The organism is Pseudahrensia aquimaris (assembly GCF_042676045.1).
Lineage (GTDB): Bacteria > Pseudomonadota > Alphaproteobacteria > Rhizobiales > Rhizobiaceae > Pseudahrensia > Pseudahrensia aquimaris.
The window spans coordinates 640,341-666,035 of record NZ_JBHTJV010000003.1 but is presented as its reverse complement, the minus strand read 5'-3'; the positions used below and the strand labels follow the sequence as shown (position 1 = coordinate 666,035).

23 protein-coding genes are annotated in these 25,695 nt (G+C 56.1%); 14 read left to right on the top strand and 9 right to left on the bottom strand.

Annotated elements, in window-relative coordinates; translation table 11 throughout:
• Nucleotides 1-28 precede the first annotated feature (28 nt).
• Nucleotides 29-529 carry a TRAP transporter small permease gene (locus ACFQ14_RS06650; protein WP_377211918.1) on the top strand — a complete coding sequence of 167 codons (501 nt, stop codon included), beginning with the start codon at nucleotides 29-31 and terminating at the stop codon, nucleotides 527-529.
• Nucleotides 522-1,844 carry a TRAP transporter large permease gene (locus ACFQ14_RS06645; RefSeq protein WP_377211917.1) on the top strand — a complete coding sequence of 441 codons (1,323 nt, stop codon included), beginning with the start codon at nucleotides 522-524 and terminating at the stop codon, nucleotides 1,842-1,844. Before ACFQ14_RS06650 ends, ACFQ14_RS06645 begins: the two co-directional genes overlap by 8 nt.
• A gap of 10 nt (nucleotides 1,845-1,854) precedes the next feature.
• On the opposite strand, the gene iolG is transcribed toward ACFQ14_RS06645, so the two are convergent.
• Genes iolG through ACFQ14_RS06620 form a run of 5 tightly spaced genes read right to left on the bottom strand, consistent with a single transcriptional unit; the run spans nucleotide 1,855 to nucleotide 7,431 of the window.
• A complete protein-coding gene (iolG, locus tag ACFQ14_RS06640; protein WP_377211916.1) occupies nucleotides 1,855-2,856 on the bottom strand; it encodes an inositol 2-dehydrogenase in 1,002 nt (333 codons plus the stop codon).
• Nucleotides 2,857-4,329, bottom strand: coding sequence for a class I adenylate-forming enzyme family protein (locus ACFQ14_RS06635; RefSeq protein ID WP_377211915.1), 1,473 nt, complete (start codon nucleotides 4,327-4,329; stop codon nucleotides 2,857-2,859).
• A gap of 11 nt (nucleotides 4,330-4,340) precedes the next feature.
• Nucleotides 4,341-5,573 (bottom strand): acyl-CoA dehydrogenase family protein, encoded by a 1,233-nt coding sequence (locus ACFQ14_RS06630; RefSeq protein WP_377211914.1) that lies wholly within the window; start codon nucleotides 5,571-5,573, stop codon nucleotides 4,341-4,343.
• Nucleotides 5,567-6,343 (bottom strand): alpha/beta fold hydrolase, encoded by a 777-nt coding sequence (locus ACFQ14_RS06625; protein ID WP_377211913.1) that lies wholly within the window; start codon nucleotides 6,341-6,343, stop codon nucleotides 5,567-5,569. The genes ACFQ14_RS06630 and ACFQ14_RS06625 overlap by 7 nt, the downstream gene beginning before the upstream one ends.
• Nucleotides 6,340-7,431 (bottom strand): peptidase M29, encoded by a 1,092-nt coding sequence (locus ACFQ14_RS06620; protein ID WP_377211912.1) that lies wholly within the window; start codon nucleotides 7,429-7,431, stop codon nucleotides 6,340-6,342. The genes ACFQ14_RS06625 and ACFQ14_RS06620 overlap by 4 nt, the downstream gene beginning before the upstream one ends.
• 194 nt (nucleotides 7,432-7,625) lie before the next feature.
• On the opposite strand from ACFQ14_RS06620, the gene ACFQ14_RS06615 reads away from it, so the two are divergent.
• The 3 genes from ACFQ14_RS06615 to ACFQ14_RS06605 all read left to right on the top strand — a co-directional run bounded on the left by ACFQ14_RS06615 (nucleotide 7,626) and on the right by ACFQ14_RS06605 (nucleotide 10,562).
• On the top strand, nucleotides 7,626-8,654 hold the full coding sequence (locus ACFQ14_RS06615; RefSeq protein ID WP_377211911.1) for a TRAP transporter substrate-binding protein: 1,029 nt from the start codon (nucleotides 7,626-7,628) through the stop codon (nucleotides 8,652-8,654).
• A 90-nt stretch (nucleotides 8,655-8,744) separates the two neighbouring features.
• Nucleotides 8,745-9,248 (top strand): TRAP transporter small permease, encoded by a 504-nt coding sequence (locus ACFQ14_RS06610; RefSeq protein ID WP_377211910.1) that lies wholly within the window; start codon nucleotides 8,745-8,747, stop codon nucleotides 9,246-9,248.
• A 3-nt stretch (nucleotides 9,249-9,251) separates the two neighbouring features.
• Nucleotides 9,252-10,562 (top strand): TRAP transporter large permease, encoded by a 1,311-nt coding sequence (locus ACFQ14_RS06605; RefSeq protein ID WP_377211909.1) that lies wholly within the window; start codon nucleotides 9,252-9,254, stop codon nucleotides 10,560-10,562.
• Here ACFQ14_RS06605 and ACFQ14_RS06600 read toward each other — a convergent pair.
• Nucleotides 10,559-11,674 (bottom strand): MFS transporter, encoded by a 1,116-nt coding sequence (locus ACFQ14_RS06600; protein WP_377211908.1) that lies wholly within the window; start codon nucleotides 11,672-11,674, stop codon nucleotides 10,559-10,561. The two genes, ACFQ14_RS06605 and ACFQ14_RS06600, sit on opposite strands and share 4 nt — an antisense overlap.
• Nucleotides 11,675-11,832: 158 nt before the next feature.
• On the opposite strand from ACFQ14_RS06600, the gene ACFQ14_RS06595 reads away from it, so the two are divergent.
• From ACFQ14_RS06595 to ACFQ14_RS06585, 3 genes are all read left to right on the top strand, one after another.
• Nucleotides 11,833-12,723 (top strand): hypothetical protein, encoded by an 891-nt coding sequence (locus ACFQ14_RS06595; RefSeq protein WP_377211907.1) that lies wholly within the window; start codon nucleotides 11,833-11,835, stop codon nucleotides 12,721-12,723.
• A 128-nt stretch (nucleotides 12,724-12,851) separates the two neighbouring features.
• Nucleotides 12,852-13,448 carry a MarR family winged helix-turn-helix transcriptional regulator gene (locus tag ACFQ14_RS06590; protein ID WP_377211906.1) on the top strand — a complete coding sequence of 199 codons (597 nt, stop codon included), beginning with the start codon at nucleotides 12,852-12,854 and terminating at the stop codon, nucleotides 13,446-13,448.
• Nucleotides 13,449-13,580: 132 nt separating this feature from the next.
• A complete protein-coding gene (locus ACFQ14_RS06585) occupies nucleotides 13,581-14,852 on the top strand; it encodes an aminotransferase class V-fold PLP-dependent enzyme (RefSeq protein ID WP_377211905.1) in 1,272 nt (423 codons plus the stop codon).
• Between the two features lie 2 nt (nucleotides 14,853-14,854).
• Here ACFQ14_RS06585 and ACFQ14_RS06580 read toward each other — a convergent pair whose 3' ends face one another.
• Complete coding sequence (locus ACFQ14_RS06580; RefSeq protein WP_377211904.1) at nucleotides 14,855-16,051, bottom strand: pyridoxal-phosphate-dependent aminotransferase family protein; 1,197 nt, start codon at nucleotides 16,049-16,051, stop codon at nucleotides 14,855-14,857.
• Between the two features lie 182 nt (nucleotides 16,052-16,233).
• Between ACFQ14_RS06580 and rpe the strand changes: the two genes are divergently transcribed.
• Nucleotides 16,234-16,899, top strand: coding sequence for a ribulose-phosphate 3-epimerase (rpe, locus tag ACFQ14_RS06575; RefSeq protein WP_377211903.1), 666 nt, complete (start codon nucleotides 16,234-16,236; stop codon nucleotides 16,897-16,899).
• Here rpe and ACFQ14_RS06570 read toward each other — a convergent pair.
• Nucleotides 16,896-17,651: an ABC transporter ATP-binding protein gene (locus ACFQ14_RS06570; protein ID WP_377211902.1), complete on the bottom strand. Its 756-nt coding sequence runs from the start codon at nucleotides 17,649-17,651 to the stop codon at nucleotides 16,896-16,898. The genes rpe and ACFQ14_RS06570 overlap by 4 nt on opposite strands.
• 120 nt (nucleotides 17,652-17,771) lie before the next feature.
• The gene (locus tag ACFQ14_RS06565) at nucleotides 17,772-19,763 is read right to left on the bottom strand and encodes a sodium-translocating pyrophosphatase (RefSeq protein WP_377211901.1); all 1,992 of its coding nucleotides are present in this window, start codon (nucleotides 19,761-19,763) and stop codon (nucleotides 17,772-17,774) included.
• A gap of 249 nt (nucleotides 19,764-20,012) precedes the next feature.
• Between ACFQ14_RS06565 and pcaF the strand changes: the two genes are divergently transcribed.
• The 5 genes from pcaF (at nucleotide 20,013) to ACFQ14_RS06540 (ending at nucleotide 25,683) form a co-directional block, all read left to right on the top strand.
• Nucleotides 20,013-21,215, top strand: coding sequence for a 3-oxoadipyl-CoA thiolase (pcaF, locus tag ACFQ14_RS06560; RefSeq protein WP_377211900.1), 1,203 nt, complete (start codon nucleotides 20,013-20,015; stop codon nucleotides 21,213-21,215).
• A 106-nt stretch (nucleotides 21,216-21,321) separates the two neighbouring features.
• The gene (locus tag ACFQ14_RS06555) at nucleotides 21,322-22,257 is read left to right on the top strand and encodes a tripartite tricarboxylate transporter substrate binding protein (RefSeq protein WP_377211899.1); all 936 of its coding nucleotides are present in this window, start codon (nucleotides 21,322-21,324) and stop codon (nucleotides 22,255-22,257) included.
• Between the two features lie 54 nt (nucleotides 22,258-22,311).
• Nucleotides 22,312-22,842: a tripartite tricarboxylate transporter TctB family protein gene (locus ACFQ14_RS06550; protein WP_377211898.1), complete on the top strand. Its 531-nt coding sequence runs from the start codon at nucleotides 22,312-22,314 to the stop codon at nucleotides 22,840-22,842.
• Nucleotides 22,842-24,449, top strand: coding sequence for a tripartite tricarboxylate transporter permease (locus ACFQ14_RS06545; RefSeq protein ID WP_377212086.1), 1,608 nt, complete (start codon nucleotides 22,842-22,844; stop codon nucleotides 24,447-24,449). Before ACFQ14_RS06550 ends, ACFQ14_RS06545 begins: the two co-directional genes overlap by 1 nt.
• The gene (locus tag ACFQ14_RS06540; RefSeq protein WP_377211897.1) at nucleotides 24,427-25,683 is read left to right on the top strand and encodes a cytochrome P450; all 1,257 of its coding nucleotides are present in this window, start codon (nucleotides 24,427-24,429) and stop codon (nucleotides 25,681-25,683) included. Before ACFQ14_RS06545 ends, ACFQ14_RS06540 begins: the two co-directional genes overlap by 23 nt.
• Nucleotides 25,684-25,695: the final 12 nt, after the last annotated feature.

The following is a 25,695-nucleotide window of genomic DNA, read 5'->3' as shown; positions in this document are numbered from 1 at the left end:
CAGACGGCATTAAATTCGCGGGGGCGTGATGGAAAAGATCGATAGCTGGGTCGACAAGCTCGCGGTTGCCATGGCGTTGCTCGGTGGTTTTGTTCTGATCGGCATCATTGTCGCCACTTGCTTGAGCATTACGGGCCGAGAGCTTGCTGTTCTCGGTCTTGGCCCTATCTCCGGCGACTATGAAATTGTTGAAATTGGAACGGCCTTCGCGGTCTTTTCGTTCTTGCCCCTCTGCACACTTCGTCGTGCTCATGCGACTGTTGACTTGATGATGCCAGCGCTCGGCAAATGGGGAAATCGCATCTCGGATCTGTTGGTTTCGGTTCTTATGGCTGTGCTTTCGATCGTTATCGCATGGCGGCTTTTTGTGGGCATGGGCGAAAAGCGGTTGTATCTTGAAACCACGTTCATTCTGCAGTTCCCCGTCTGGATCGCCTATGCCATTTGCATGGCGGGCGCGCTGGTCTTCGTGGTTGTCGCGCTTTGGTCATTGGTGCGCACCGTGAGTGGGGGCGGCAGCCGTGTCTAATCTCGAAATCGGGCTTTGGTCGTTTCCCGTTCTCATCGCCATCATTTTTCTGCGCGTTCCCATCGGATTGGCCATGATGGTGGTTGGTGCTGGCGGCACGTATCTGGTGTCCGGCTCCAACCTGATCGTGCTGAGCCAGCTCAAAGACGTAACCTACAGCACGTTCTCGTCCTACTCATTTTCGATCATCCCCATGTTCCTTTTGATGGGCCAGTTCGCAACACTCGGTGGCATGTCTGCCGCCTTGTTCAAAGCAGCGGAAACATGGCTTGGCCACAAGAAGGGTGGCGTTGCAATGTCTGCCATCGGGGCTTGTGCGGGTTTCGGTGCGATCTGCGGATCATCAACTGCCACAGCGGCGACTATGGGGCAGGTGGCTTTGCCGGAACTGCGCAAATACGGCTATTCCGGCGGCCTCTCAACCGCGACGCTGGCCGCAGGCGGCACGCTCGGCATTCTCATTCCGCCGTCTGTTATTTTGGTGATTTACGCCATCCTGACGGAGCAAAACATCGCCAAACTTTTCATGGCCGCCTTCGTTCCAGGATTGCTTGCAGCGCTGGGTTATATTTTGGCCATTTCGGTGTATGTGCGGATCTTTCCTGAAAGCGCCAATACGCGCGAGCGTGTGCCGTATGCGCAGCGCTTCCGTGCGCTCGTAACGGTTTGGCCTGTTTTGATGATCTTTGTCGTTGTTATCGGCGGCATCTATTCCGGCATTTTCACCCCCACCGAAGCGGCAGCTGTGGGTGCGGCGGGCACAGCACTTCTGGCCATATGGAACGGCGGGGTGACGTGGCCAAAACTCAAGCAGGCAATCGTCGATACCGGCAATTCCACCGCGATGATTTTCTTCATCCTGCTTGGTGCATCGTTTCTCAATTCATTTCTTGCGCTTACTCAAGTGCCGCAAGAGGCGGCGCGCATCGTGACAGAATTTGGCCTGTCGCCGTGGACCATTCTCGCCATTGTGCTGTTTCTGTATCTGCTGTTTGGCTGCATCATGGATTCGCTCTCTATGATCTTGCTCACGGTCCCGATCATCTTCCCCATCATGATCGGTCTTGATTTCGGCATGCCGCCGGAAGACTTCGCTCTATGGTTCGGGATTTTGGTGTTGATCGTTGTTGAAGTCGGACTGATAACGCCGCCGGTGGGCATCAACTTGTTCGTCATTAACTCGATGGCTGGCGACATTCCAATCCGCGAAACCTTCCGCAATGTGGCGCCTTTCGTGATTACAGACATTATCCGCGTGATAATCCTAACGATGTTCCCCGGCATAACGCTGTTTATGGTTTGGTGGGTTTATTGACCGACTTGGGCTAGATTTCGCTCACATCCACCGTGCGACCTTCCGCAAGCGATTTGTAAGCCGCTTCCGCCAGAACAAGCGCCAGCCTGCCATCTTCGATCGTGCAAATTGGCTGTTCCTCGCCCTTCAGCACGCGCACAAAATGCGCCCATTCGTTGCGATAACTTTCCTGGTAGCGCTCGATGAAGAAATACAACGGCTTTTCGTGAACCGACCCGCTCGCATTTTCCTCGATCAACCGCGTGGGTTGCATGTTTTCCGTGCGCAACATCCCGCCTGAGCCATGAACTTCAACGCGCTGGTCGTAGCCGTAGGTCGTACGCCGCGAATTCGTAATCGTTGCAATCGCACCGCTTGCGGTTTGAAGCGTGATAACCGCGGTATCAAGGTCGCCCTCGCTTTTCACAACATCACTGGTCAGCGCCGAGGCAAGCGCGGTGACGCGCACGGGTTCTTCGGGCAGCAGAAAGCGCGCCATGTCGAAATCATGGATTGTCATATCGCGCAGCAGACCGCCGGCAACCTGAATGTATTCAAGCGGCGGCGCTTCGGGGTCTTTGGAAATGATCGTTGCCAGTTCCACGTCGCCAATAGCACCGGCCTCAATACGCTCATGCATGGCCCAGATGCCCGGATCGAAACGGCGATTGAAGGCGATGAAAAGGGGCTTGCTCTCGCCTTTGATCGCTTCAATCAATTGCTCCACCCTCGCCAGGCTCAAATCGACTGGCTTTTCGCAAAACACCGCTTTTCCAGCTTTCAAGCCTTTTTCTATCAGGTCTGCATGGGTGTTGGTGGCGGAACCGATTACGATGGCATCGACGCTTGCATCCGCCAGCGCTTCCGCTTCGGTGGCAACGACGGCCTCAAGTTTAGCAGCAAGCTTTTCGGCATTGTCTCCAAACGGATCAATAACGTGGCTAACCTTGCAATCGGGATGGACCGTAATGTTGCCGCCATGAACGCCGCCAATACGGCCCGCGCCAAAAATCGCGATGTTATACTGGCTCACCTAACCCTCCTCCCGCACCATCTGGCGCAAAACACTTTTTTCCACTTTGCCCATCACATTGCGGGGCAAGGCGTCCATAAAGACCACCGACTTTGGTTGCTTATACCGTGCAATCCGTTCTTGCAGGAAGGCGAGAAACGTCTCTTCGGTAAGACTTTGCCCCGCTTTTGTTTCAATCACCGCCACTGGCGTTTCGCCCCAGCGGGCATCCGGCCGTCCGACAACTGCGACGGCAGCGATGGCTTCATGCTCCAACGAGGCTGCTTCGACTTCCGCTGGATAGATGTTCTCGCCGCCGGAGATGATGACGTCCTTGGAACGGTCGATGATCCAGTAGAACCCTTCTTTGTCCCGCCGCCCGATATCGCCCGTATTATACCAGCCATCGACCAAAACCTTGTCGGTCTCCTCAGGCTGTCGCCAATAGCCCTGCATCACATTTGGCCCGCGCACCCAAATGTCGCCGGCTTCATCTGTGCCAAGCGATTTTCCAGCCGCATCGCGCACCTCAATCTGACAGAGGGGCAGGGCGGTACCCGCTGAGCCTTCGTGATCGCAGCAATCCTCAAGCCGCAGCCCAATGGCAGAAGGCCCGGTTTCGGTTGCACCGTAAATCTGGCTGACTGGAATGCCCCGCGCATGCCAAGCCTGAATTTGCTCCAGCGGAATAACCGAAGAGCCAACGACGATGTATTTGAGGCCGTCGAATTCTGCCGAAGGCCATTCCGGCAGAGTCATCATCGCCGCCATTTGAGCAGGCACGAGGATGGTGGTCGTGATGTCTCCACCATCAAGGCTGGTGAGCGCGGCGGAAGGATCAAAGCGGCGGTGGAGTTCAATCGTTGCCCCATGCGCAAGAGCGGGCAGCAGCAGAATGCACAGCCCGCCCACATGAAACAGCGGCAGAGTGATGAGAACGGTTTGACCGCTCTGAAAACTGTAGAGCGCTTGCCCGTTTTCTACCGTCGCCCAGACCGACATTTGGGTGAGAACCACGCCCTTTGGCTTGCCCGTTGTTCCCGATGTGTAAACCAGCAAGAGTGCGTCGCCGCTCTCGCCCGCTGCCTCGAAGTCGGAGACGGGCGATAAGGTATCGAGGGCCTCAACCTGTAAATGCCTCAAATCCAACTGTGCAGCCGTCTCTGCAAAAGCATCGTCGTGGAACAGCACAGAGGGCTCGGCGTCTTTAATGAGATAACGGTATTCCGCCAAAGCCAGACGCGAATTCAGCGGCGCAAACATCGCGCCGATTTCCGCACACGCCAGAACCAGCCGGATCATGTGGTCATGATTAAGACCCAGATAGCCAACGCGGTCGCCGTGCTTGATGCCAAGTTCGTTGCGCAAATGCTGCGCGATGGCGAAGACCTGATCGCGCAGTTCGGCAAAAGTGGTGTCGCGCCCCTCAAACCGAAGCGCGACCGCATCCGGCGTACTGTCGGCGAAAGCGCGCAAGGCGTGGCCCAATCTCATGGAAACGCGCGTCAGTCCCGCTTTTCGCCCGGCTCGTAGAGGCTTTCATCGCCCAAACGATGCTCGGTGATTTCCGCCGTCCAAGGCAGCATGAGCGAACCACAGCGGCTTTCACGGTACATTCGCTCCAGCGGAAAAGATTTCAGCAAGGTGCGCCCGCCACAAGTGCGCAGCGCAAGCGCACAAATTTCCTGCGCGTGCTCCATGATCGTGTGTTGCGCCGCATAGGCCCGCATTCGAGCTTCTTTGCTGGGTGCATAGGCCGCTTCCGAAATCGTCATTTCAAACAACGCCCGCGATTGTTCCAGCATAAGGCGCATACGCGAAACCGCGTGCTGTTTGGCCGGGATGGAGCGAGATTTGTGAGTCACGCCCTCAACCTCGCCGCGCAGATACTTGACGGTGAAATCAAACGCACCTTGTTGTAATCCCATATAGGAAGGCGACAAGGTGAAGAACATGTGCGGCCATTTCAGCGCCATGCGGTAGTACGCACCGGGTGGCAGCAATTCCAGGTCGTCGGGAACAAAGACCTCCTCCATCTTCAGCCCCATCGAGACGGTCGCCCGCATACCGAGCGGATCCCAGGAACCGATGATCTCGAACCCATCAGCGTCCGCAGGAACGCACAAATAGACTGCATTCTTAGTGCGCTGATCGCCCTCGTCGGTCTCGATTGTGCAGGCCATGGAATAGTGTGAAGCCGCACCGGCGAGCGATGCGAAGTGCTTCACCCCGTTGACGATCCAGCCCCCGTCAACCTTGCGTGCTGTTGTACCAAACGGTGCTTTGCCCGCGGCAGCGGCCGAATTCGGCTCGGAAAACGGCTGTGCGAAGATGCCTTCGCCGTTCACAACACAATCGTAGAGCTTCGCCCGCCTTGCGTTTTGAGTGGCCCGAACATCATCATCAATGGGCAGCGAATCGAACATCGCTCCCGTCCAGAACGTCGTCTGCGCGTGCATGTTGAAGGTCAGCGCTGTCGCACCGCACCAGCGGCCAAGTTCTGCGGATACGCGGCAATACGTTTCAAAATCTGCGCCGATACCGCCGTATTCTGCTGGAATCGTTAGCGCGAGAAAACCCGCACGGCGCAGGTCTTCGTAATTCTCGGTCGGAAACTTCGCCTCACGGTCATATTCTGCGGAGCGCGGCGCAAACCGCATCTCGCCCAATTCGCGGGCGATGGCGATCAATTCTTCCGCGCTCATTCCGGCTTTGGCGACAGGCAACTTGTTCAACATGGTGATACGGCTCCCAAAAACTCCAGCACATGGTGATTGAATTGGCGCGAATTTTCAATCGGGGCCATGTGGCCAGTTTGATCGAGAAGAATAAAGTGTGCGTGAGGAATCTTGCTTGCCATTTTTTCCATCATCGGCGCAGGCGAATTGGTGTCATGGCTTCCGGCGATCAACAGAGTTGGAACGTCGACAGCGCCAAGCTGCTCTCGCCGATCAAAGGTAGTGATCGTTCGCATGGCGGCGATGTAGCTTTCAACCGGGACAGCGGACATGACGTCGATTATTTCACTCAACGTTCCTTCCTCCGGAGACGGGCCGATTAGCTTCTCGGCAAAGGACGCTGCGAATTGCGGCATGGTCATCCCCTGCTCGAACGGTTTCAGCCGCGCCGCGATGAACTCTCGCTGAAAGTCCCCGCCTGGCTTGCCGAAAGCGGGGCTGGTTGCCGATAGCACCATGGCCAATACGCGTTCGCGGTGTTTGGCGAAGATTTCCTGCACCGTCATGCCGCCAAGCGAATGGCCCACGAAAATGGCGCGTTCTATGCCAAGATGATCCAGCACACCGATGACCGCGCCCACATGCGCCTCAAAACCCGCGTCACTTGCAAGCGTTTCCCCAAAGCCCGGCGCGTCCACGGCGATAAAGCGGTAACCCGCTTCAACAAGTGTCAAACGTTGGCGCGAAAAGCCTTCTTTGCCGCTGCCAACCCCATGCAGAAAGACGACCGCCGGACCGCTGCCTTCATCGATATGACTGGCAACGCTCACGCGAGCGCCTCTACCAGCTTGCCCTTTACGACAACCTCTTTGCCATCGAGGCTCACGGAACAATTGCGCATGGGTAGATCGAAATGGCCAAGCGTGAAGCGTTTGGCAACTTCATTCGCTCCGGTGGAAAACAGGAAGTTGCCCGCAAAAACCCGCTGCTCGGTGCCGTTATGGTCGCTCTTGTCATAAAGCTCCATCGCCGACCATTGCGCCCGGTGGTTCATGCCCCAACCGACATGCGAAATAGCGTAGGCATCCTCTTCGTTCCAAACGGCGATGTATTCGCGCAGCAAATCGCCATCCATATGATCGCCTTCGATGGCGCGGATGTAATCGTTCTCGAATGTCAGCCGCACTTCGTCTTCCATCGTGCGTTTGAAGGTGAGGTTCTGGTCGCCCTTGGCAAGAACGAGCGAGCCGTTCACCGTGCCACGTGCAGGGAAGGCGAGGCACAGTCCGCCCGGCCAATTGGTGATCGTTCCCGGTGTGGTCGTGTAGCCCCATCCACCGCCAACAACTGCACCTTCCATTCTGATGGTCAGGTCGGTTCCAGCTTCAGACGTGACTCGCATTTCTTTGGCGCCGCGCATCATCTTCATGCCTGCCTTTACGCGTTCTTTCAGACCCTCATCATGGCCCACACGCTCCAGAATGTCGGGGTGTTCGTTGGACACCATCACCACGCGCGAACCGGCCTTTAAAATGGTTGGCAACTCAGGCGCATGCAACATGCCTTCCAGCGTGCAATCGACGACCAATCCGCCGAAGGAAAGCGCTGCGAGCGCTGGCACACTATGGGCAATTGCTGCTGTGGTGCCGGTCGAGCGGATGGGAACAGGCGCTGATTGCGCAGGCGTTGTCAGCACCACATGCAAGGGGCGAGCGCCAAGTTGAACCAGCGCCAGTTCGCTCAGATGCACGTTGAGTTGGCGCGACTGTGTCTCGGAGACAATAACCACCTCATCGCCCGCCGCTACGCCGCTTAATTCAAACAGCCGTGCAAAGCTCGCAATCCACTTGCCCTCGATCCTGTCACTGAACATCGCGTTGCCCGTGCCTCCCTGTATTGTCGTGCGTGTTTTCAGCATGGCAGCTTTGTTCTGTCGAGACGAAAGACGCATTCATTCCGGCTGTTTGCAGCGTTTACAACGTGCGGCTTTCCGCATAGCTTTCGGCCTTCAAAGGGGCAGACAAAATGTGAAAACGCCCTTGGGAGAACGTGGTTGCTAAGGCTGCTCCAGAAGACGCCAGCAAACACAAAGTGTTTAACGGAGGAAAATTCATGAATCGACGTTCCATTCTCAAAGCCGGTGCTCTTGGCGTTGCGCTTTCCTGCACAATTGGTGCAACAGCCGCATTCGCACAGAACGTTACATTGCGCATGTCCACATGGCTTCCGCCACGTCATCATCTTGTGGCCGACACGTTGCCGACGTGGATTAAGACCATCGAAGAAGCGTCGGGCGGCACACTTACGATCAAGATTGACCCTGCTCCCATCGCCAAGCCACCAGCACAATATGACGTGGTGCGCGACGGTGCGGCAGACATGGCGTATCACGTCGCGGCTTACACACCTGGCCCTTTCGAAATTTTGCGCGGCTTGGAATTACCGTTCCTTTCGCCAAACGGCGAGATCGGTTCGCAGGCCGCTTACGACTGGTATGACCGCAACATCGGCTTCGACAAAGAATTCAAAGACGTGAAGGTGGTCACATTGATGGTCCACGGCGCTGGTGCCATTCACTCCAAGAAGAGCATCACTAAGCTGGAAGACCTCGAAGGCGTGAAACTGCGCGTTGGCGGCGGTGGTGTGCGTATGTCGGAAGCGTTGGGTGCAACTCCCGTCGCCATGCCTGCTCCGCAAGCCTACGAAGCCATCCAGAAAGGCGTTGCCGATGGGGCCATGTTCCCGTTCGAAGGCGTTCGTGGTTTTAAGATCGGTGAATTGACCGACCATCACCTGAAAATTCCCGGTGGCCTCTACACCACGGTGTTCGCCGTGATGATGAATCGCGCCAAATGGGATGCGCTTTCTGATGAGCACAAGAAAGTGCTGACCGAGCAAGGCGGCATCGCTGGGGCTAAAATTCTCGGTGCTGGCTGGGACCGTGCAGACGAAGCCGGTCTTGAAGTTGCAACCGCTGATGGCGGTATGGTCCATGAGCTTTCGCCTGAAGAAGTGGCGCGCTGGAAAGAAAAGGTCGCGTTCATGAATGAAGACTGGATCAAACGCGCCGATGATGCGGGTCTCGACGGTAAGGCGCTGTTGGCAGACCTGATTGCTACGGTTGAGAAATACTCAAAGTAGGGTCTAGCGCATTATTCTTAGCGGGGCAGCTTGATCAAAAAGCTGCCCCGCTTTCGCGTTCACATCGGATGATCGCAAAAGGGGGCATCTATGGAACGGATCACGAAAACCATTTCCAATTGGTTGGCTGCTGCTGCTTGCGTGGTTTTGGTCGTTCTCATGCTGATCACGTTCTTTGACGTGGTAGGCCGTTATTTCTTCGATGCGCCGCTCACATTCGCAGTCGAGTTGATCGGCCTGAACATGGGCCTGCTTGTGTTTTTTGGCCTCGCAATCACCACGTTAAACCGGGGCCACATCGCGGTTGATCTGGTCTCCGCTGCTTCCCCTCCGGCGATCCGCCGGTTCCTCGCCCGAATTGCTGCAATCGCTGGCAGTGTCTTTATCGCGCTCATGGCGTGGCGACTTTGGGATCGCGCGGGCAATTTTATGTCTGACGGTTTGGTAACGGATATTCTGGCTTTTCCGATTTATCCGATCGTGATGATCATGTCCGCCACCGCTGGCTTCACGGTCGTTATCGCTGTCTATCAAATTTTCTTCGCCACCGACCAAGCTCCTCAAGCGCATTTTACGCCAGACGAGGAGGCATAGGCGATGGATCCGTTCACAATAGGCACAGTCGCTTTTCTCGGCCTTTTCGTCCTTTTAATCCTAACCGTTCCCATCGGCTTTGCCATGGGCTTGGTGGGGCTTGTTGGTATGGCTGCCATCATTGGCTGGGGGCCGGCGCTTTCGCTGTTCGGCACCACGGTTTACGAGAACACCGTTACCTACAGCCTTTCGATTATTCCGCTTTTCGTGCTCATGGGCTCTGTCGCTTCGCGCTGCGGGCTGAGCAAAGAACTCTACGCCGCGTTCAACGCTTGGTTCGGCGCATTTCGCGGCGGTCTTGCGCTTGCAACCATAGGTGCTTGCGGAGCATTTGCTGCGATTTGCGGCTCATCGGTGGCCACTGCCGCCACCATGAGCCAAGTCGCGCTGCCGGAAATGCAGCGCTACAAATACGCCGAAAGCCTTTCCACCGGCTCAATAGCAGCCGGCGGCATTATCGGCATTCTCATTCCGCCTTCGGTTGTGCTGGTGTTGTATGGCGTGCTGACAGAAACTTCGATTGGTGATCTCTTCATTGCCGGGTTCCTGCCGGGCATTCTCACCATCATCGGTTTCATGTTGGTCATTTCCATCGTCACCCGCATCTGGCCCGAAATGGGCGCTGCCGGTGAGAAAACCTCGACCCGCGAGAAGTTCGCCGCATTGGGTCGCACTTGGGCGATTTTGCTGCTCTTTTTGCTCGTGATCGGTGGCATCTACTTCGGCGTCTTCACCCCAACCGAAGCGGCAGGGATCGGTGCGGTGGGAGCGTTCGGCCTTTCTGCTCTGCGGGGAAGGCTTACCTTCGCCAACGCATCGGCCGCCTTAATGGAAACCGTGCAAACCACAGCGATGATTTTCACCATTCTGATCGGCGCGTTAACGCTCAACAACCTTATCGTCTTCTCCGGTATCGCCGGTGCGTTGTCCGGCTTTGTGTCCGGCCTCGATATGTCGCCCATGGCCATCATGGCGATCATATTGCTGATTTATCTGGTGATGGGCTGTTTCCTTGATGCGCTGGCGATGATCTTGCTCACTGTGCCGATTTTCTTCCCCATCGTGACAGCGTTGGGGTTTGACCCCGTATGGTTCGGCATCATTGTGGTCATGGTGGTCGAACTTGGCCTCATAACGCCGCCCATCGGCATGAACGTATTCGTTATCAAAGGCATGGCTCCGCATGTGAAACTGTATTCGATTTATGTCGGTGTTATCCCTTTTGTGCTTGCGCAACTGGTGCTGATCGTCGCCGTATTCCTGATCCCCGAAATTGCGCTTTGGCTGCCGGAGACTGCACGCGCCTTCCGTTAGGCGGTGACAGGCTTGGCTGGCTTGTGAGCCAGCAACCACAAGCCAAGCAGGCTCGTTGCAACGAGGAAACCGATCAGCATGGCGGGGCGATAACCCGTGTCCAAAAGAGCACCTGCGACAGCCGGTCCAGCAATGCTGCCCAGTGTGTAGACCATTGCTATCGCTGTCATGGCGACGGGAATTCTGTCCGCGTTCAAAACCGTGCCTGCTTCGACGACCGCCAGTGTATTCAAGCCGCCCACGGCGCCACCCATAAGAAAAACGATCCCTACTACCAGCCAAGCAGGCGCAGTGACGAATGCTGCTGTTGCACATGCTGCAATCGTGGCGGTTACGCAGACACCTTGCGCAAACTTCACTCCCTTTCGGTCTGCCAGATACCCCAATGGAGGCTGCAACAGCGTTCCGCCAAGCCCAAAGCCGGAGACAAAAACTGCGCTTGTGGTCAATGCATATCCATAGGGTGCGTAGTGCAGGGGGAGGAGGGCGATGGATGAATTTTCAATGAAGCCGGAGACGAATGCAGCCATGAGGCCGATAATGATCAGTTTGTAGTGGTTGCCTTTGTCGTTGTTTGCGCTCGTCTGCTCGACGCGCATCTCATGGTTGGCAACCGAAAGTACAAGCAGCGTGAGGCCAATGCCGCACAGCCCCAGCCCGAAGAGTTTGGCTTGTCCAAGATCCATGATCACAAACACTAATGGTCCTAGCGCGATGCCAAGGCCCATCAGCGCCTCGTGCAAGCCAATCATGCGGCCTCGGCTTTCAGGCCGGCTCATCGTCACGACCAAGGTGTCGGCGGCGATCCAACGGATAATTAAGCCGCCGCCTGCCAGCACGGAAGCTGCAATCAACACACCAAGATTGCTCTCCATCAGCAAAATCAGCAAAGCGCCGGTCGTAAGAGCCGCTGCTAGGATAAACGCTGTGCCATCGCCCAAGACTCGGATTAGGCGTGGCACGAATGGACCAAAAGCAAAAATGGTGATCCAGGATACCGCCAAAATGACGCCAACAACGAACGACGAAACACCCTGCTGTGCCAGCAACTGCGCCAGCAAAATAGGGATCACGCCCATTTGGATGGTCTGAAAAATCAAAGAGCCAACCATCATGGCTCCAAGTCTTTTCCCGTTTTTGCTTGGCGCACTAGGAGAACTCAAACAACACCGCCTTTCAGCGCAGCCGGATAGTCGGACTGGTCACAAAGACAAAAATTAAACAACGCTCTATACATATGCATCTTGCATACATTTGGAGCCTTTATGCCGTGTCTTACATCGAAATTTCCTCAGCGCCAAAGCAACTCTCTCAAGAAGAGGTGCATGACCAATTTTGTGAATGGATGAAAACCAAACTGCCGTGCAATGCGGGCCGGCGCGAGTTTACCCGCGGGCGCTACATGATCCGCGTTGCCACGCAGGAAACTGTTCCTGCTATCTTTGATGAGTTCAAACGCGCGCTCGCGGCGCGGGAGGTCACGGCTTGCCTCTACATTTTCAACGATTATCGTTTTGCTGACGGCAACAGCGATACGGCTTCAGCTTTCAAGTTTTTGGCCGAACAAATGGTTGGGATCTCCCGCTTGCCAGCCTGCGCACTCGCCCACGGAGCGCCGCTCACCAACGAGGTTGAATTGCTCTGCCCCGTGACCAACCAACTCACCGTGTTTGATGACTTCGAATGCATCGCGTTTTGCCCCCAATCGAACAACCTTCACGATCCGCTGTATGATCCGCTTATGGCGACACCGTTCACGGCAGTGAACATGTCGTCAGATGTCTACGCATTTTCCCGTTTTGTGGACGATAAGGCCCGTCAATCACTCGGCCATCCTGTGCATGAAGAAAGTGATATTGAAAAAATTTCCAAGCTGTTCGACACCTGCGTTTCGTCTTGGCACCGCCTAGCCACATCGATCATCAAGAATTACGAGGCGATTACCGATACCAGAAAATGTCCTGTTCATGTCACGGACGATGGGCAGTATTGGGTCGCCGCTCACAAAGACCCGGCCTTTGCAGAACAGGTGAAAGAGCCTCACAAGCATGAATTGCCTGAACTGTACGCCAGGCGGATTACGGACGAATGGTTAGCATGGTTTCGCGATGGCAAGGCATACAATGCTGGGGGACTGGCGCGGGACGGCGTTAGCTTGTGAGTGATAAATGTTTCCAATTCACAGCATTGTATTGAAACGTGATGGTGCCCGAGTTGTGTTGTGTGTATTCCGGACATAATGTTGATTGCACATATCTTTTGGTTTCATCTGTTCATCGAAGGCAAGTGATGAAAAAAATTTCATCAAATAAAATTCCCGACCAACTGTTTGTCGGAAATGTTCTGAGCGCATTCACACTGGCCATGACCGACAAGGTTAACGCCGCGATCTGCAAAGCAACGGGTCAGAGTGAATCTGCCTGCTATGCGATTGTGCAAATTGGCACGGAGCGTAATTCATCGATCGAAGATCTTCGTCGTATGTTGGGCTTGGAGCACTCATCCGTGGTTCGTTTGATTGACAGGTTAGAGCGTTCCGGCTTTGCAAGGCGTGAACGCGGTGCCAGCAGCGATAAGCGACGGGTTATCATAAACCTCACCGACGAGGGGGAAAATCAATTCACCCGAATCTTGGACGCACGTGCCAAGGTTATCCAGAAGGTGATTGCCCAGCTTTCTGCCTCGGAAATGGAACTGTTAAACGGATTGGTAGCCAAGCTCATGCCCGCTGTTGCTGAATGTGGTGACGATCAACACGTGGTTTGCCGTTTGTGCGACCTAGAAGTGTGTCCGCAAGAGCGTTGCCCTGTGAACCTCGCCTATCCTGAAAACGCGGAGTTTCCAAAAAACGCCTTCCGGCGGCTCAAGGATTCCCACTTTGCCTGATCAGGTGATCTCGCTTCCCAATTGATGCGTCAATTGGTGTCCTGCCGCGATGCGCTGGGACATCTTGTGCTGTTTGTCCAACTGTTTAATCTGGCGCAGCTGTGACAATGAGATCATATTTTGGGGACCAATATGCTAACCACCACTCCCGGTTTGATGGACGAAATCCGCGGTCGTTTTGCCTATGTCGATACCTGCCCGGAAGCGGGCAAGCGTGTGTTTTTCGAAAACGCCGGCGGGGCCCTCACTCTCAAATCGGTGGTCGAAACATCCAAGCATTATGCTGGAATTCCGGACAATCAAGGCCGAGACAACGTAATGTCAAAAGCGCTTATGGACGTCATTGCCAAGGCTCGCGCTGATGCAAAGACATTCCTGAACGCATCCAGCGGATATGTTTTTGTAGGCGAGAGCGGCACAGAACTGCTGTTTCGCATGATTTCCAACGCCATAATCGAAGCGCCTGAGGGCGGCAACGTGATCGGCACAACGCTGGAACATCCGGCATCGCGCAGCGCCGCGCAACGCTGGGCAAAAGTAGCAGGCAAGCCGTACTTGCCTGTCGTCCACGATGATGAAACCGGTTCAGTGGATGCGGCCGCTTATGCCGCTGTCGTTACGCCGGAGACACGTGTTGCCACGATCATTCACACATCACCCGTCACAGGCATGGGAGTGGATGTTGGTGCGATATCGAAGGCTATCCGTTCCGTCTCGCCCGATTGTTTTATTATTGTCGATGGAATCCAGCACGCCGCCCATGGTGGTCTAGATTTGGACGCTTACAACATCGACGGTTACGCGATCTCTCCCTACAAGGTCTTTTCTCGCCACGGTTACGGCGTCGCATGGATTTCAGACCGTTTGCAGGCGCTTCCCCATGACAGCTTGATCGACGGCCCCGAGGGCAATTGGGAACTCGGCACCCGCGATACTGGCTCTTACGCCACTTTCTCCGATGTGGTCGATTATTTCGAATGGGTTGGCACTCATTTCACCGACAGTTCTGACAAACGCACCCGCATTGAAGCGGCGGGCAAGGCCATACACGCCCATGAACAGGCGCTCACCCATGCCATGCTGCACGGTAAGGACAATCTACCAGGTCTGGCAGACATGGACGGCGTCACCATCCTTGGTGGCATCGACAATCCTCGACGCGAAGGCCTGGTGGCGATGACGGTTGAGGGCATGGACGCTGGTGAAGTCGTTGCCCGCCTTGCCGATCAGGGCATCCGCACGCACATTCGAAAAAATGACCACTATTCCGGCAACATTCTGACGCCGCTGGGCTTGCCGGCCTGCATTCGCGTTTCCATGTGCCATTACAACACGGAAGTCGAGGTTGCCCAGTTCCTGACGGCAATGCGCGAAATCACTGAAGACGCAAGGGCTGCTGCCTAGCTTTAGTGTGCGGCCAGCACTTTGCTTGCCGCATCCAAAGCGCCATCACCGTGCTTGATGTTAAGCGCTTTGAGCGCGCAATCAATGGAACCGATAACGCCCATCGTCATCGCGATGTTTTGATGGCCCATATGGCCGATGCGGAAGCGGCGCACGAATTCTACTGAGCCTGGCGCGCCAAAGCCAAGGCCGATCCCGAGCGTAACGCCTGCGTTTTCTTCCACCCATTTACGCATTTTCGCCGCTTCACCCGGCCCCGTTGTGATGGTGGAGACAGCGTTTGATCTTTTGGTTTTGTCCGCGATGTTGTGGTGCATTCCATCGCCTTCTCCCCACGCTTCAACGGCCGAGCAATAAGCACGTGCGATGGTTTCGTGCCGCTTCCAGCAGGCTTCCAAACCCTCTTCATGAACCATCATATCGAGCGCTTCGCGCAACCCGTAAATGTGGTGCGTGGGCGCCGTGCCGCCGAAGAATTGATAATACATCTCCGGGTCCGCCCGCGGCACCCAGTCAAAGTAAAAGCCCGGCTGCTTGCCGTTACGAGCCTGCGCCGCCTTGTCGTTGAAATAGACAAAGCCGAGGCCAGCGGGCGTCATCAGTCCCTTCTGACACGCAGCAACCATGACATCGACGCTCCATTCGTCCATATGAAAAGCATCGCAACCCAGGCAGGCAATGCAATCGACCATATAGAGCGCATCGTGTCCTGCGGCATCGATTGCTTTACGCAGTGCTACGACATCGTTGCGCACGGAAGAGGCCGTATCCGTCTGCACCGTCAGCACAGCCTTGATTTCGCCCTTCGTATCGGCTCGTAGAACCTCTTCCAGCTTTTGTGGGTCGGCGTCGCTGTGCATTCCGAAGTCGAGCACGATGGTTTCGATGCCCATGTCCTTCGCTAAATCGCCCCAACCCGCGCCGAAACGGCCTGTTGCGATGACCACGACCTTTTCCCCCGGCGCAATCGTGTTGCGCAAGGCGGCTTCCCAAGCTCCGTGGCCGTTTGCGATGTAGATGGCGACGTCACCTTTGGTCTGCGCAACTGTTTTCAAATCCGGCACGAGACTGTGGGTCACCTCGATCAACTCGCCCTCATAAATGTTGGGTGATGGCCGGTGCATTGCAAGCAGCACACGCTCGGGAATGACCGAAGGGCCGGGAATGGCAAGTTGGGTTCGACCGTGGTTGAGCGACATGGATTTCACGCAGGTGAATTGATGGAAGTTATGCCAACTATTCGCCCATCGCGTCCAACTTGCCAAGGTCGCTTCTGCCGCAGGGCCAATCTATCGGTTGAAGCCGCGCCCAGACTTCTTGACGCTGGTTGGCGAAAGGCGTTGAAAGTTGCCACACGCAGCACCACCAGCGCGAGAGCATAATGTCCGACCTCATCATCGCCCCGTCCATTCTTTCCGCAGACTTCTCGCGCCTCGGTGACGAAATTGAAGATGTGATGGCAGCCGGTGCCGACTGGGTGCATCTTGATGTGATGGACGGCCACTTTGTTCCCAACATCACTTTTGGTCCGCCTATCATCAAAGCCGTGCGCCCGCGGGTGAAGCACGTCTTTGATTGTCACCTGATGATCGAACCCTGCGACCCTTATCTGGAAGCGTTTGCCGAGGCGGGCGCTGATATAATAACAGTTCATGCCGAAGCGACAAAGCATCTGGACCGCTCGCTTCAGGCCATCCGCTCACTTGGAAAGAAGGCAGGCGTTTCGCTCAATCCATCGACGCCGGAAAGCGTGATCGAATATGTGTTGGACCGGCTCGACCTGATCTTGCTGATGACAGTCAATCCTGGCTTCGGCGGTCAGGCGTTCATTAAGCCTGTCGTTGATAAGGTTGCCCGCGTGAAAAAGATGATCGGCGACCGTCCCATCCACATCGAGATTGATGGCGGCGTCACGCCGGAAACCGCACCGCTCGTTGTAGCAGCCGGTGCAGACGTTCTTGTGGCTGGTTCGGCAGTCTTCAAAGGCGGAACGCCAGAGCATTATAGAGCAAATATCGAGGCGATCCGCGCCAGCGTTGCGGCTTAAGCTGCCCGTTCCAGTGCTGCGGATATTTTTGCGCAGAGCTTGGTATAGTAACTCGACGAGCGGAATTCGGACGTACGGGGGTAGGGCGCGTCTATGGCGATTTCTTCGGAAATTTTCCCCATGTCATCCATAACTGCCACGCGGTTCGCCAGATAGGCGCTCTCAAACACTGAATGGGTCACGAAGATCACTGTGCAATCCAGTTTTCCCCGCAGGGTCAGCAGTTCGTCGTTCAATCGAAAGCGGGTAATTTCATCCAATGCAGCAAATGGTTCGTCCAGCAGAAGAACGGAGGGCTCGCTAACCAATGCGCGAGCCAGCGACACCCGCATCTTCATGCCGCCTGAAAGCTCTCGCGGATAGAGCGCAGCAGAATCACTGAGGCCAACCAGTTCCAGCGCGGTTGCTATGCGCGAGGCAGCATCGGTTTTCGATATTCCCTTGATGCGCAGCGGCATCCAGACATTATCATCAACCGTTGCCCATGGTAGCAGCGTCGCTTCTTGCAGAACCATAGATAGGCTTTCTCGGGCCTGCGTATCGCTCCACATCACGTTGCCGCTGCTTGGCACATCGAGATCGGCAAGGAGCCGCAGTACGGTCGATTTCCCGCAACCGGAAGCACCGAGCAGACAAAGAAAGTCGCCTCGCTGAACGGATATATCAAACCCGGATAGCGCGGTCGTGCCATTGGCGAAGGTTTTGGAAACCCCGTTCAATTCCACAATTGTATGGTGCGTTGTGTTCGCCACGTGTGGCCCCCGTTTGTTTGCACTTTTTGCAAACACGCTTTTGGGGATTGGTTCAAGCGGCATAAGAAAAAGGCCCGCTTTGAGGGCGGGCCTTTTGAACTCTTGAAGTGATAGCGCTGCTTAGAGAAGCGGTGCGATCACCAGGCTGACAATCGCCATCACGTTGATGAGGATGTTCATGGCTGGGCCTGAAGTATCCTTGAACGGATCTCCCACCGTATCGCCAACAACGACGGCAGCGTGCGTATCGGTGCCTTTACCGCCAAGATTGCCTTTTTCGACATATTTCTTGGCATTGTCCCAAGCACCGCCAGCATTCGCCATCATCAGTGCCATAAGCACGCAACCAAGCAAAGCACCGCCGAGCATACCGCCCAGCGCCTGAGCACCGATCAGGAGGCCAACGGCGGGTGGCGCGCACACCGCGATCACTCCCGGCAGCATCATCTTCTTCAGCGCGGCGGTGGTCGCAATGTCCACACACTTGGCCGAATCAGGATCAGCAGTGCCCTCCATCAGACCGGGAATTTCCCTGAACTGACGGCGGATTTCATTGATCATGGCAAAGGCTGCGTCGCCCACTGCGGTCATGGTCAAAGCAGCAACCAAAAACGGAATCGTTCCGCCGATAAAGAGGCCAACGATGACCAAAGGTTCGGAAAGCTCCAGAGAGAAGTCCGGATTGGTTTTTTTGATCGTCTGCACAAAGGCAGCGATGATCGCAAGCGCTGCAAGCGCCGCCGCACCGATGGCAAAGCCCTTACCGATGGCCGCGGTCGTGTTGCCGAGCTCATCAAGGCTATCGGTGATTTCGCGAACATCCTCACCCATGCCGCCCATCTCTGCAATGCCGCCGGCATTGTCAGCGACAGGGCCGTAGGCGTCGATGGCCATTGTGATGCCAACAGTTGCCAACATGCCAACGGCGGCGATGCCCACGCCATACAGACCAGCAAGCGATGTGGACACCCACACGATTGCAGCAATCGAAAGGAGTGGCAGAACAACCGATTCCATACCAACAGCAAGGCCGGTAATCATCACCGTTGCGGGCCCGGTTTCACCGGACTTGGCAATGCGGGTCACTGGCGAACCAGCTGTGTAATATTCGGTGATCAGGCCGATGGCGACACCGCCAGCAGCGCCGGCAACGACAGCCCACCACACGTTGACCGAAATCCCCATCATCGAAACAAGTACATACGCCGCCGCCAAAAACAGGACGGGGGCACCCAAAGTGCCGGTTCTTAGTGCAGACGCAGGCTCGGCAGCCGAGCGTGCCTTCACCACGAAAATCATGATGATCGACGCAACCAGACCAAGGCCAGAAAGAGCCAGTGGCAGAGCCATCAGGCTCGTCTTGTCACCCATAGTCGTGATAGCAAGCGTCGAGGCAATCGCAATAGAGGCGATCATTGCGCCGCAATAGGATTCGAAAATGTCCGAACCCATGCCAGCAACGTCACCAACATTGTCGCCCACGTTATCCGCGATCACGCCGGGGTTGCGAGGATCGTCTTCGGGGATGCCTGCTTCGATCTTGCCGACAAGATCGGCACCAACGTCAGCGGCTTTGGTAAAGATACCGCCGCCGATGCGGCTGAACAAAGCAACCGTGGATGCGCCCATGCCGAAACCCTCAAGCGATTGGGCTTCGCCCGTAATGCCCGTGCCTAGGAACCAGTAAAGACCGCCAAGGCCGATCAGACCAAGCGAGGCGACACAAAGGCCCATGATAGAACCGCCAAAAAACGCCACGGTGAGGGCGCTGGAAGCGCCGCCAGCCTGAGCAGCTGTTGCGGTCCGCACGTTGGCCTTGGTCGCTGAAAACATACCGATCCAGCCAGCGATGGACGACGATGCGGCACCCACGACAACGGCGAGAGCGACATTTCCATCCAGGAAGATGAATGTTGCAACGATTTGAATGGCCAAAAAAATCAGCAGAATCGAGTATTCGCGTTTCATGAAGACCATAGCGCCTTCATGAATTTGGTCGCCGATCTTCTTGATCGCCTCTGTGCCTTCGTCATATTGCATGACCATCCTGTAAAGGACGAAGGCGATGATCAAACCGATCACGCCCATAAATGGTGGAAGAATATCGAGCATGGTTTCCCCTTGTTCTCTCTGCCGGTCTCCAGTCCGACCCGCTGCCGGAACGACAGCCTAATATCGGCAAATTGCAATAATGTCGCACCCGCCTCAAGGGCTTAGAAAACATATTCCCAGCCAAGTCCACCCACCCCGGAAAGACCTATTCCTTTCGCACGGCAAGAAGTTGCTCTAAGCAATCTCTAGCGTACGTCTGTTTGCTTAGATCAACGTCGTATTTCCGATGTTTCGAACTTAGGACCGAATATGAAAGCCGCTTATATATGCGCCTATACCCGCACTCCCATTGGCCGCTTCGGAGGGGCTTTGTCGTCCGTCCGCACCGACGATTTGGGCGCAGTTCCGCTCAAGGCTTTGATGGACACTCATACGAGTGTCGATTGGGAAGCGATTGATGAATTGATCTACGGCTGCGCGAACCAAGCCGGTGAAGACAATCGGAATGTCGGCCGCATGAGCTTGCTGCTTGCTGGCTTGCCCCAATCCATACCCGCCGCCACGATCAACCGCCTTTGCGGCTCGGGCATGGACGCGATCGTTACGATTGCCCGCGCTATCATGGCGGGCGAAATTGAGGTTGGCATTGCTGGTGGCGTTGAGAGCATGTCACGCGCGCCGTTCGTTATGCCCAAGGCAGACACGGCCTTCTCGCGCAACGCGGAAATTTTCGACACAACAATCGGCTGGCGTTTCGTAAATCCCATGATGAAAAAACAATACGGCATCGATTCAATGCCGGAGACGGGTGAAAACGTGGCGGAGGAATTTAACGTCTCCCGCGAGGCTCAAGACGCTTTCGCTTTAAGCAGTCAGGAAAAAGCCGCCAGCGCGCAGGCGAGCGGACGTGTTGCAAAGGAGATCACCTCGGTCACAATTCCGCAGAGACGAGGCGACCCCGTTGTGGTGGATGCGGACGAACACCCTCGCGCGACAACGCTGGAAAAGCTGGCCTCGCTGCGCGCTCCTTTCCGTGAAGGAGGCACGGTCACCGCTGGTAATGCGTCCGGAGTGAATGATGGCGCGGCAGCGCTCATCATCGCCAGCGAAGACGCGATAAAAAGGCACGGACTGCAGCCCATCGCCCGAATCATGGGCGGCGCAACAGCAGGTGTGGCCCCGCGCATCATGGGCATTGGCCCTGCACCGGCCACACAAAAGCTATGCGCGAGGCTTGGTATGAAACCGGCAGATTTTGACGTGGTGGAACTCAACGAAGCCTTCGCCGCCCAAGGCATAGCCGTGCTGCGCGAACTTGGCATTGATGAGACAGCCAATCATGTGAACCCCAATGGCGGCGCGATTGCGCTCGGCCATCCACTTGGCATGTCTGGCGCACGAATAACCGGGACGGCCGCATTGGAACTGCATGAGCGCGGAAGCAAACACGCGCTGGCAACCATGTGTATTGGTGTAGGGCAGGGCATCGCCATCGCATTGGAGCGGGTTTAGCCTGAGCGGTTTCCTGCACGCTTCCTGCTTATATTGACGCAGGCGCTTTTGCATATCAGGCTGCTGCCCGAACACCCGAAACAATCGGGGAAATTGGGAGATAAGCATGTTCAAGAAAATGATCGCAGCCGCAGCCATGGGTGCCGCGCTGCTCGCCACACCAGCTTTTGCCGAATATCCAGAGAAGCCGGTCAACTTTATCGTCCCGTGGCCTCCCGGTGACCTAGAAGACGTGTTGACCCGCATGATCGCGGAAGACTTCCAGAAGGAATACGGCCAGCCAGCAGCCGTCGTGAACAAGCCCGGCGGTGGCGGCGGCCCGTTCCCCGGTGCTATTGAAGTCGCCAACGCGCCTGCTGACGGTTACACCATTGGTTCTTTCGTTATTGGTGTGCCGGTTGTTGGCCACAAGATCGACATCGCGGAATTGACCCCGGCAAAGTTTGAACCTGTCGGCATTTTTCTCACTTATCCCTTCGTCATCGCAACAAGTGCAGAGGCACCGTATTCCTCAATGGCTGAATTGGCCGAATACGCGAAAGGCAACGACGTGGCGCTTGGCCATTTCGGCGACCCGCTGGTGCCAACCCGCGTGACCAAGGCTTTTGCAGCCGCATCGGGATTTTCATTCGCCTCAGATGCTGCCTTCGATGCGCTGGATTGCAACACGCTCGCTTCCGGTGATGCGGACGTGATCAACACAACGCTTCAACTCATTTTGCCGTGCCTCGACAAGGTGAAGGTTCTTGTGGCCATCACCGATCAGCGCATTCCCCTCATTCCCGATACGCCTGCGATTGGTGAACTGAACCCCGATCTCAACATCGCGTTGTGGAACGGCCTGTTCGTCCACAAGGACACGCCGGCTGACGTTCGCGCAAAGATTGAAGCTGTTGCGATGAAGACCGTGATGTCCGAGCGCGCGCAGAAGGTTGCAAAGGAAACGGGCGCACTGGTCTATTGGCAAAATGCTGCCGACTCCGCTGCCCGCATCAGCGCAGACGAGGTCACCTTCGGCAAAATGGGCGAGTTGCTGAAATAAGCCAATCCGCTACCGCCTGCTCAGTTTGTGCAGGCGGTGGCCTTGGGGCGCGTGATGCAGGAAGAAAATTTCCTTTTATCGAAAACGAGGACAGCGGGGCAGTTTCTGTTTTTCGCCGCCTTCCTTGCACTGTCACTTTTTCTGCTGTCTCTCGCCGGATGGCAGACCCGGTGGATTGAGGATTCCAAGCTGTTTGCTCAACCTCGCTTTTGGCCGGTTGTCGCGCTGGTGATCATGGCCGCTTTCTCCGCGCTGCATTTATGGCGTTTGAAGCGGCGGCGGCTGATTTCACTCGACTGGCAAGAAGCCAAGATCTGGGCGCAGCCGCTAGAATACGTTGCATGGTTTATGGCCTATGTCTGGACCGTCCCGGTCATCGGCTACCTGCTGGCTTCGCTGATCTTTCCGCCGCTGCTCTGCTATCGCATTGGTTACCGTGATCGCAAATTGCTGGCAGCTTCCGTCCTGTTCGGTCTTGCGACGGTGATCGTCTTCAAGAGCCTGCTATCGGTGCGCATTCCTGGCGGCATGATTTATGAGGCACTGCCGGACACGCTGCGCTCTTTCTTCATCCTTTATCTGTGATGGAATATTTCGGCGATGCCATAGCCATCCTGTCGCGCTGGGATGTGGTTGCCGCGCTTCTCATCGGCTCCATCGGCGGTGTGATTATCGGAGCGATCCCCGGCGTCGGGCCTGCGGTTGCCATTGCCATCTTATTGCCCGCAACTTTTGCGCTGGACCCAATCGTTGGCCTCACGGTGCTGCTCGGTATTTACGGCTCGTCCATGTACGGCGGCTCGATCCCGGCCATCTTAATCAACACACCCGGCACGGCAGTCAACGCGCTTACTACCTATGAGGGCTTCCCCATGACCCTGCGGGGCGAGGGGAAACGGGCTTTGTCGCTGGCGTATTCTGCAAGTTTCTTTGGCGGGGTGTTCTCCGTTGTTGCGCTCATTTTCCTCGCACCGGTGCTTGCCAGCATCGCGCCGATGTTCGGAAGTCGTGAGATATTCTTGGCCGCCTTACTGGGCATCATTTTGGTTGTGGTCGCCCACCGTGGGCAGATGTTGGCGGCCGCTATGCTCGCCGGCTTCGGCATCTTTCTGAACACGATCGGGCTGGAGCCAGTCAAATATTCTAAGCGCTTCACATTCGATCAGTCTTGGCTTGCAAGCGGGGTTGATCTGATTGTTGTTGTGCTGGGGCTCTTCGCGCTCAGCCAGGCCTTCATGTTGCTGGTGGAAGACGATGAGCGGGTGCGCGTCACCGAGACCCGCGGCTCGCTGTTCCAAGGGTTCCGTGAACTTGCTCGCCACCCCCGCGTTGCCGCAATCTCCAGCTCATTCGGCGTGGTGATGGGCATGGTGCCGGGCGTGGGAGAATTCACAGCCCAATTCATGAGCTACACATCGGCGCAAAAACTGTCGAAGAACAAGCAAGCCTTTGGCCACGGCTCCAGCGAAGGCTTGATCGCCTCGGAAGCCTCCAACAACGCCGTGCCAGCCGCTGCGATGATACCTCTTCTGGCGCTCGGCATACCCGGCGAGGCGCTGACGGCGATGATGCTTTCGGTGTTTTATGTCCACAACGTTGTTCCCGGCCCAAGACTGTTCCAAGGCCAGATGGACTTCGTGATCGCGCTCTATCTCGCACTTCTCATTCTCAACGTGCTTGTGATCGTCTTCCTGCTTTTCTCGACAAACTGGCTGGTCAAACTCACCAAGATACCCAACCGGTTTCTCGGCGTGGCGATCCTCACCCTGTCATTTGTTGGCGTCTATTCCCTACGCAACTCGGCGACCGATTGCTTGATTGCCGCCGTCTTTGGCCTGTTCGGCTTTATCCTCAAACGGCTGAATCTGCCCATTGTGCCGATCATTCTCGGCATGGTGCTGGGCGGCATTATGGAAGTGAAACTGCGCACTTCCATGAATCGCGTGCGCGAACCGTGGGATTTCATAGACCGCCCCATTGCCTTCATCATTTTCTCGATCATCGTTATCATTCTCGTTACGCATTTTTGGCGGCTGTGGCGCGAATGGAAGCCAGTTGATCGCGAAGTGCTAGGCCGCAAGACTTCGCGCAAATTCGGCAGGCGCTTGAACGCCCGCAGCACGCGGCTGGCCAATGGCCGCCGCAAGCAAACAAGAAGGAGACGCGTCCGTGACCATCTGGCATCCCGTTGACGACGGAAACGCTGACCTGACGAGCCACGACACATTCGTGAACGGCGCGCCGCACAACACATTTGCGCGCATGCGCCGCGAAGCGCCAGTCTGCTGGACACCGTGGGACGCTGGCGAAGGCTTTTGGTCAATCACCCGCCACGCCGACATTTCTGCCATGAACGCCGATACTGAAACGTTCTCCTCCGCCCGCGGCATTCGCATGGAAGACCAGACCGATGAGGAATATCTCGCCCGCCGGACCTTTCAGGAAACCGATGGTATGGAGCATCGCAAGGTGCGCATGAAGGTTGGGAAGGCTTTCTCCGCGCCCGTGATTTCCAAATTCGAGGATGACATACGAGCGATTTGCGTGGAAATGCTGGATGAAACACTGGAGCGCGATACGTTTGACGCGACCAAAACCATCGCCCGAGAATTGCCCATGCGCATGTTGGGCCGCATTCTCGGCACACCGGACAAAGACCTGCCTTGGCTGGTTGAAAAAGGCGATGCGCTGATTTCCAACACCGACCCGGATTTCACCGATCACGTGCTGGATAAGCTCGACACCGATGAATTTCGAATGATGCCCTTCAATTCCCCCGCAGGCGCTGAGCTCTACGTCTACGCCAAAGACCTGATGAAAGCGCGTCGCGAAGCTGGGGAGACGGGCGGTGTGTTGGATTTGATCATGGAGCCGGATGAAGAGGGCAACACAATATCCGAAGAAGAATTCCGCAACTTCTTCTGCCTGCTGGTAGCGGCGGGCAACGACACGACCCGCTATTCCATAGCGGCTGGCATTCACGCCATGTGTGTCCAGCCGGAATTGCTGGGTGTCATGCAGTCTGGCGCAGTGTGGGACACCGTCGCCAATGAAATCATCCGCTGGGCTTCGCCCGCCATGTATTTCCGCCGCACGACGATGAGGGATGTGGAAGTCCACGGCCAGAAAATCCGTGAAGGCGATAAGGTTATTTACTGGTTCGTGTCGGGCAACCGCGATGATGAGGCGTTCGACGATCCCATGCGCGTCAACCTTGCGCGGAACCCGAACCGACACTTGGCCTTCGGGCAGGGCGGTCCCCATGTCTGCCTCGGCATGTGGCTGGCGCGGCTGGAAGTGCGGGTTCTTTTTGAGGAATTGGCGAAACGCATTTCCCACGTCGCGCTTGCGGGCGAGCCGCGATTCCTGCGGTCCAATTTTGTGGGCGGACTGAAAAATCTTCCCATCACCATCAAACGCATCTGACGCAAGGACACC

Excerpts from the sequence above, each read along its gene's own strand:
- ACFQ14_RS06555 (WP_377211899.1), top strand. The coding sequence starts at position 21,322 with ATGTTCAAGAAAATGATCGCAGCCGCAGCCATGGGTGCCGCGCTGCTC.
- rpe (WP_377211903.1), top strand. The coding sequence starts at position 16,234 with ATGTCCGACCTCATCATCGCCCCGTCCATTCTTTCCGCAGACTTCTCG.
- ACFQ14_RS06635 (WP_377211915.1), bottom strand. The coding sequence starts at position 4,329 with ATGAGATTGGGCCACGCCTTGCGCGCTTTCGCCGACAGTACGCCGGAT.
- ACFQ14_RS06565 (WP_377211901.1), bottom strand. The coding sequence starts at position 19,763 with ATGCTCGATATTCTTCCACCATTTATGGGCGTGATCGGTTTGATCATC.
- ACFQ14_RS06545 (WP_377212086.1), top strand. The coding sequence starts at position 22,842 with ATGGAATATTTCGGCGATGCCATAGCCATCCTGTCGCGCTGGGATGTG.
- pcaF (WP_377211900.1), top strand. The coding sequence starts at position 20,013 with ATGAAAGCCGCTTATATATGCGCCTATACCCGCACTCCCATTGGCCGC.
- ACFQ14_RS06580 (WP_377211904.1), bottom strand. The coding sequence starts at position 16,051 with ATGTCGCTCAACCACGGTCGAACCCAACTTGCCATTCCCGGCCCTTCG.
- ACFQ14_RS06585 (WP_377211905.1), top strand. The coding sequence starts at position 13,581 with ATGCTAACCACCACTCCCGGTTTGATGGACGAAATCCGCGGTCGTTTT.
- ACFQ14_RS06615 (WP_377211911.1), top strand. The coding sequence starts at position 7,626 with ATGAATCGACGTTCCATTCTCAAAGCCGGTGCTCTTGGCGTTGCGCTT.
- ACFQ14_RS06550 (WP_377211898.1), top strand. The coding sequence starts at position 22,312 with ATGCAGGAAGAAAATTTCCTTTTATCGAAAACGAGGACAGCGGGGCAG.
- ACFQ14_RS06600 (WP_377211908.1), bottom strand. The coding sequence starts at position 11,674 with ATGGTTGGCTCTTTGATTTTTCAGACCATCCAAATGGGCGTGATCCCT.
- ACFQ14_RS06590 (WP_377211906.1), top strand. The coding sequence starts at position 12,852 with ATGAAAAAAATTTCATCAAATAAAATTCCCGACCAACTGTTTGTCGGA.
- ACFQ14_RS06605 (WP_377211909.1), top strand. The coding sequence starts at position 9,252 with ATGGATCCGTTCACAATAGGCACAGTCGCTTTTCTCGGCCTTTTCGTC.
- ACFQ14_RS06620 (WP_377211912.1), bottom strand. The coding sequence starts at position 7,431 with ATGCTGAAAACACGCACGACAATACAGGGAGGCACGGGCAACGCGATG.
- ACFQ14_RS06630 (WP_377211914.1), bottom strand. The coding sequence starts at position 5,573 with ATGTTGAACAAGTTGCCTGTCGCCAAAGCCGGAATGAGCGCGGAAGAA.
- ACFQ14_RS06650 (WP_377211918.1), top strand. The coding sequence starts at position 29 with ATGGAAAAGATCGATAGCTGGGTCGACAAGCTCGCGGTTGCCATGGCG.
- ACFQ14_RS06610 (WP_377211910.1), top strand. The coding sequence starts at position 8,745 with ATGGAACGGATCACGAAAACCATTTCCAATTGGTTGGCTGCTGCTGCT.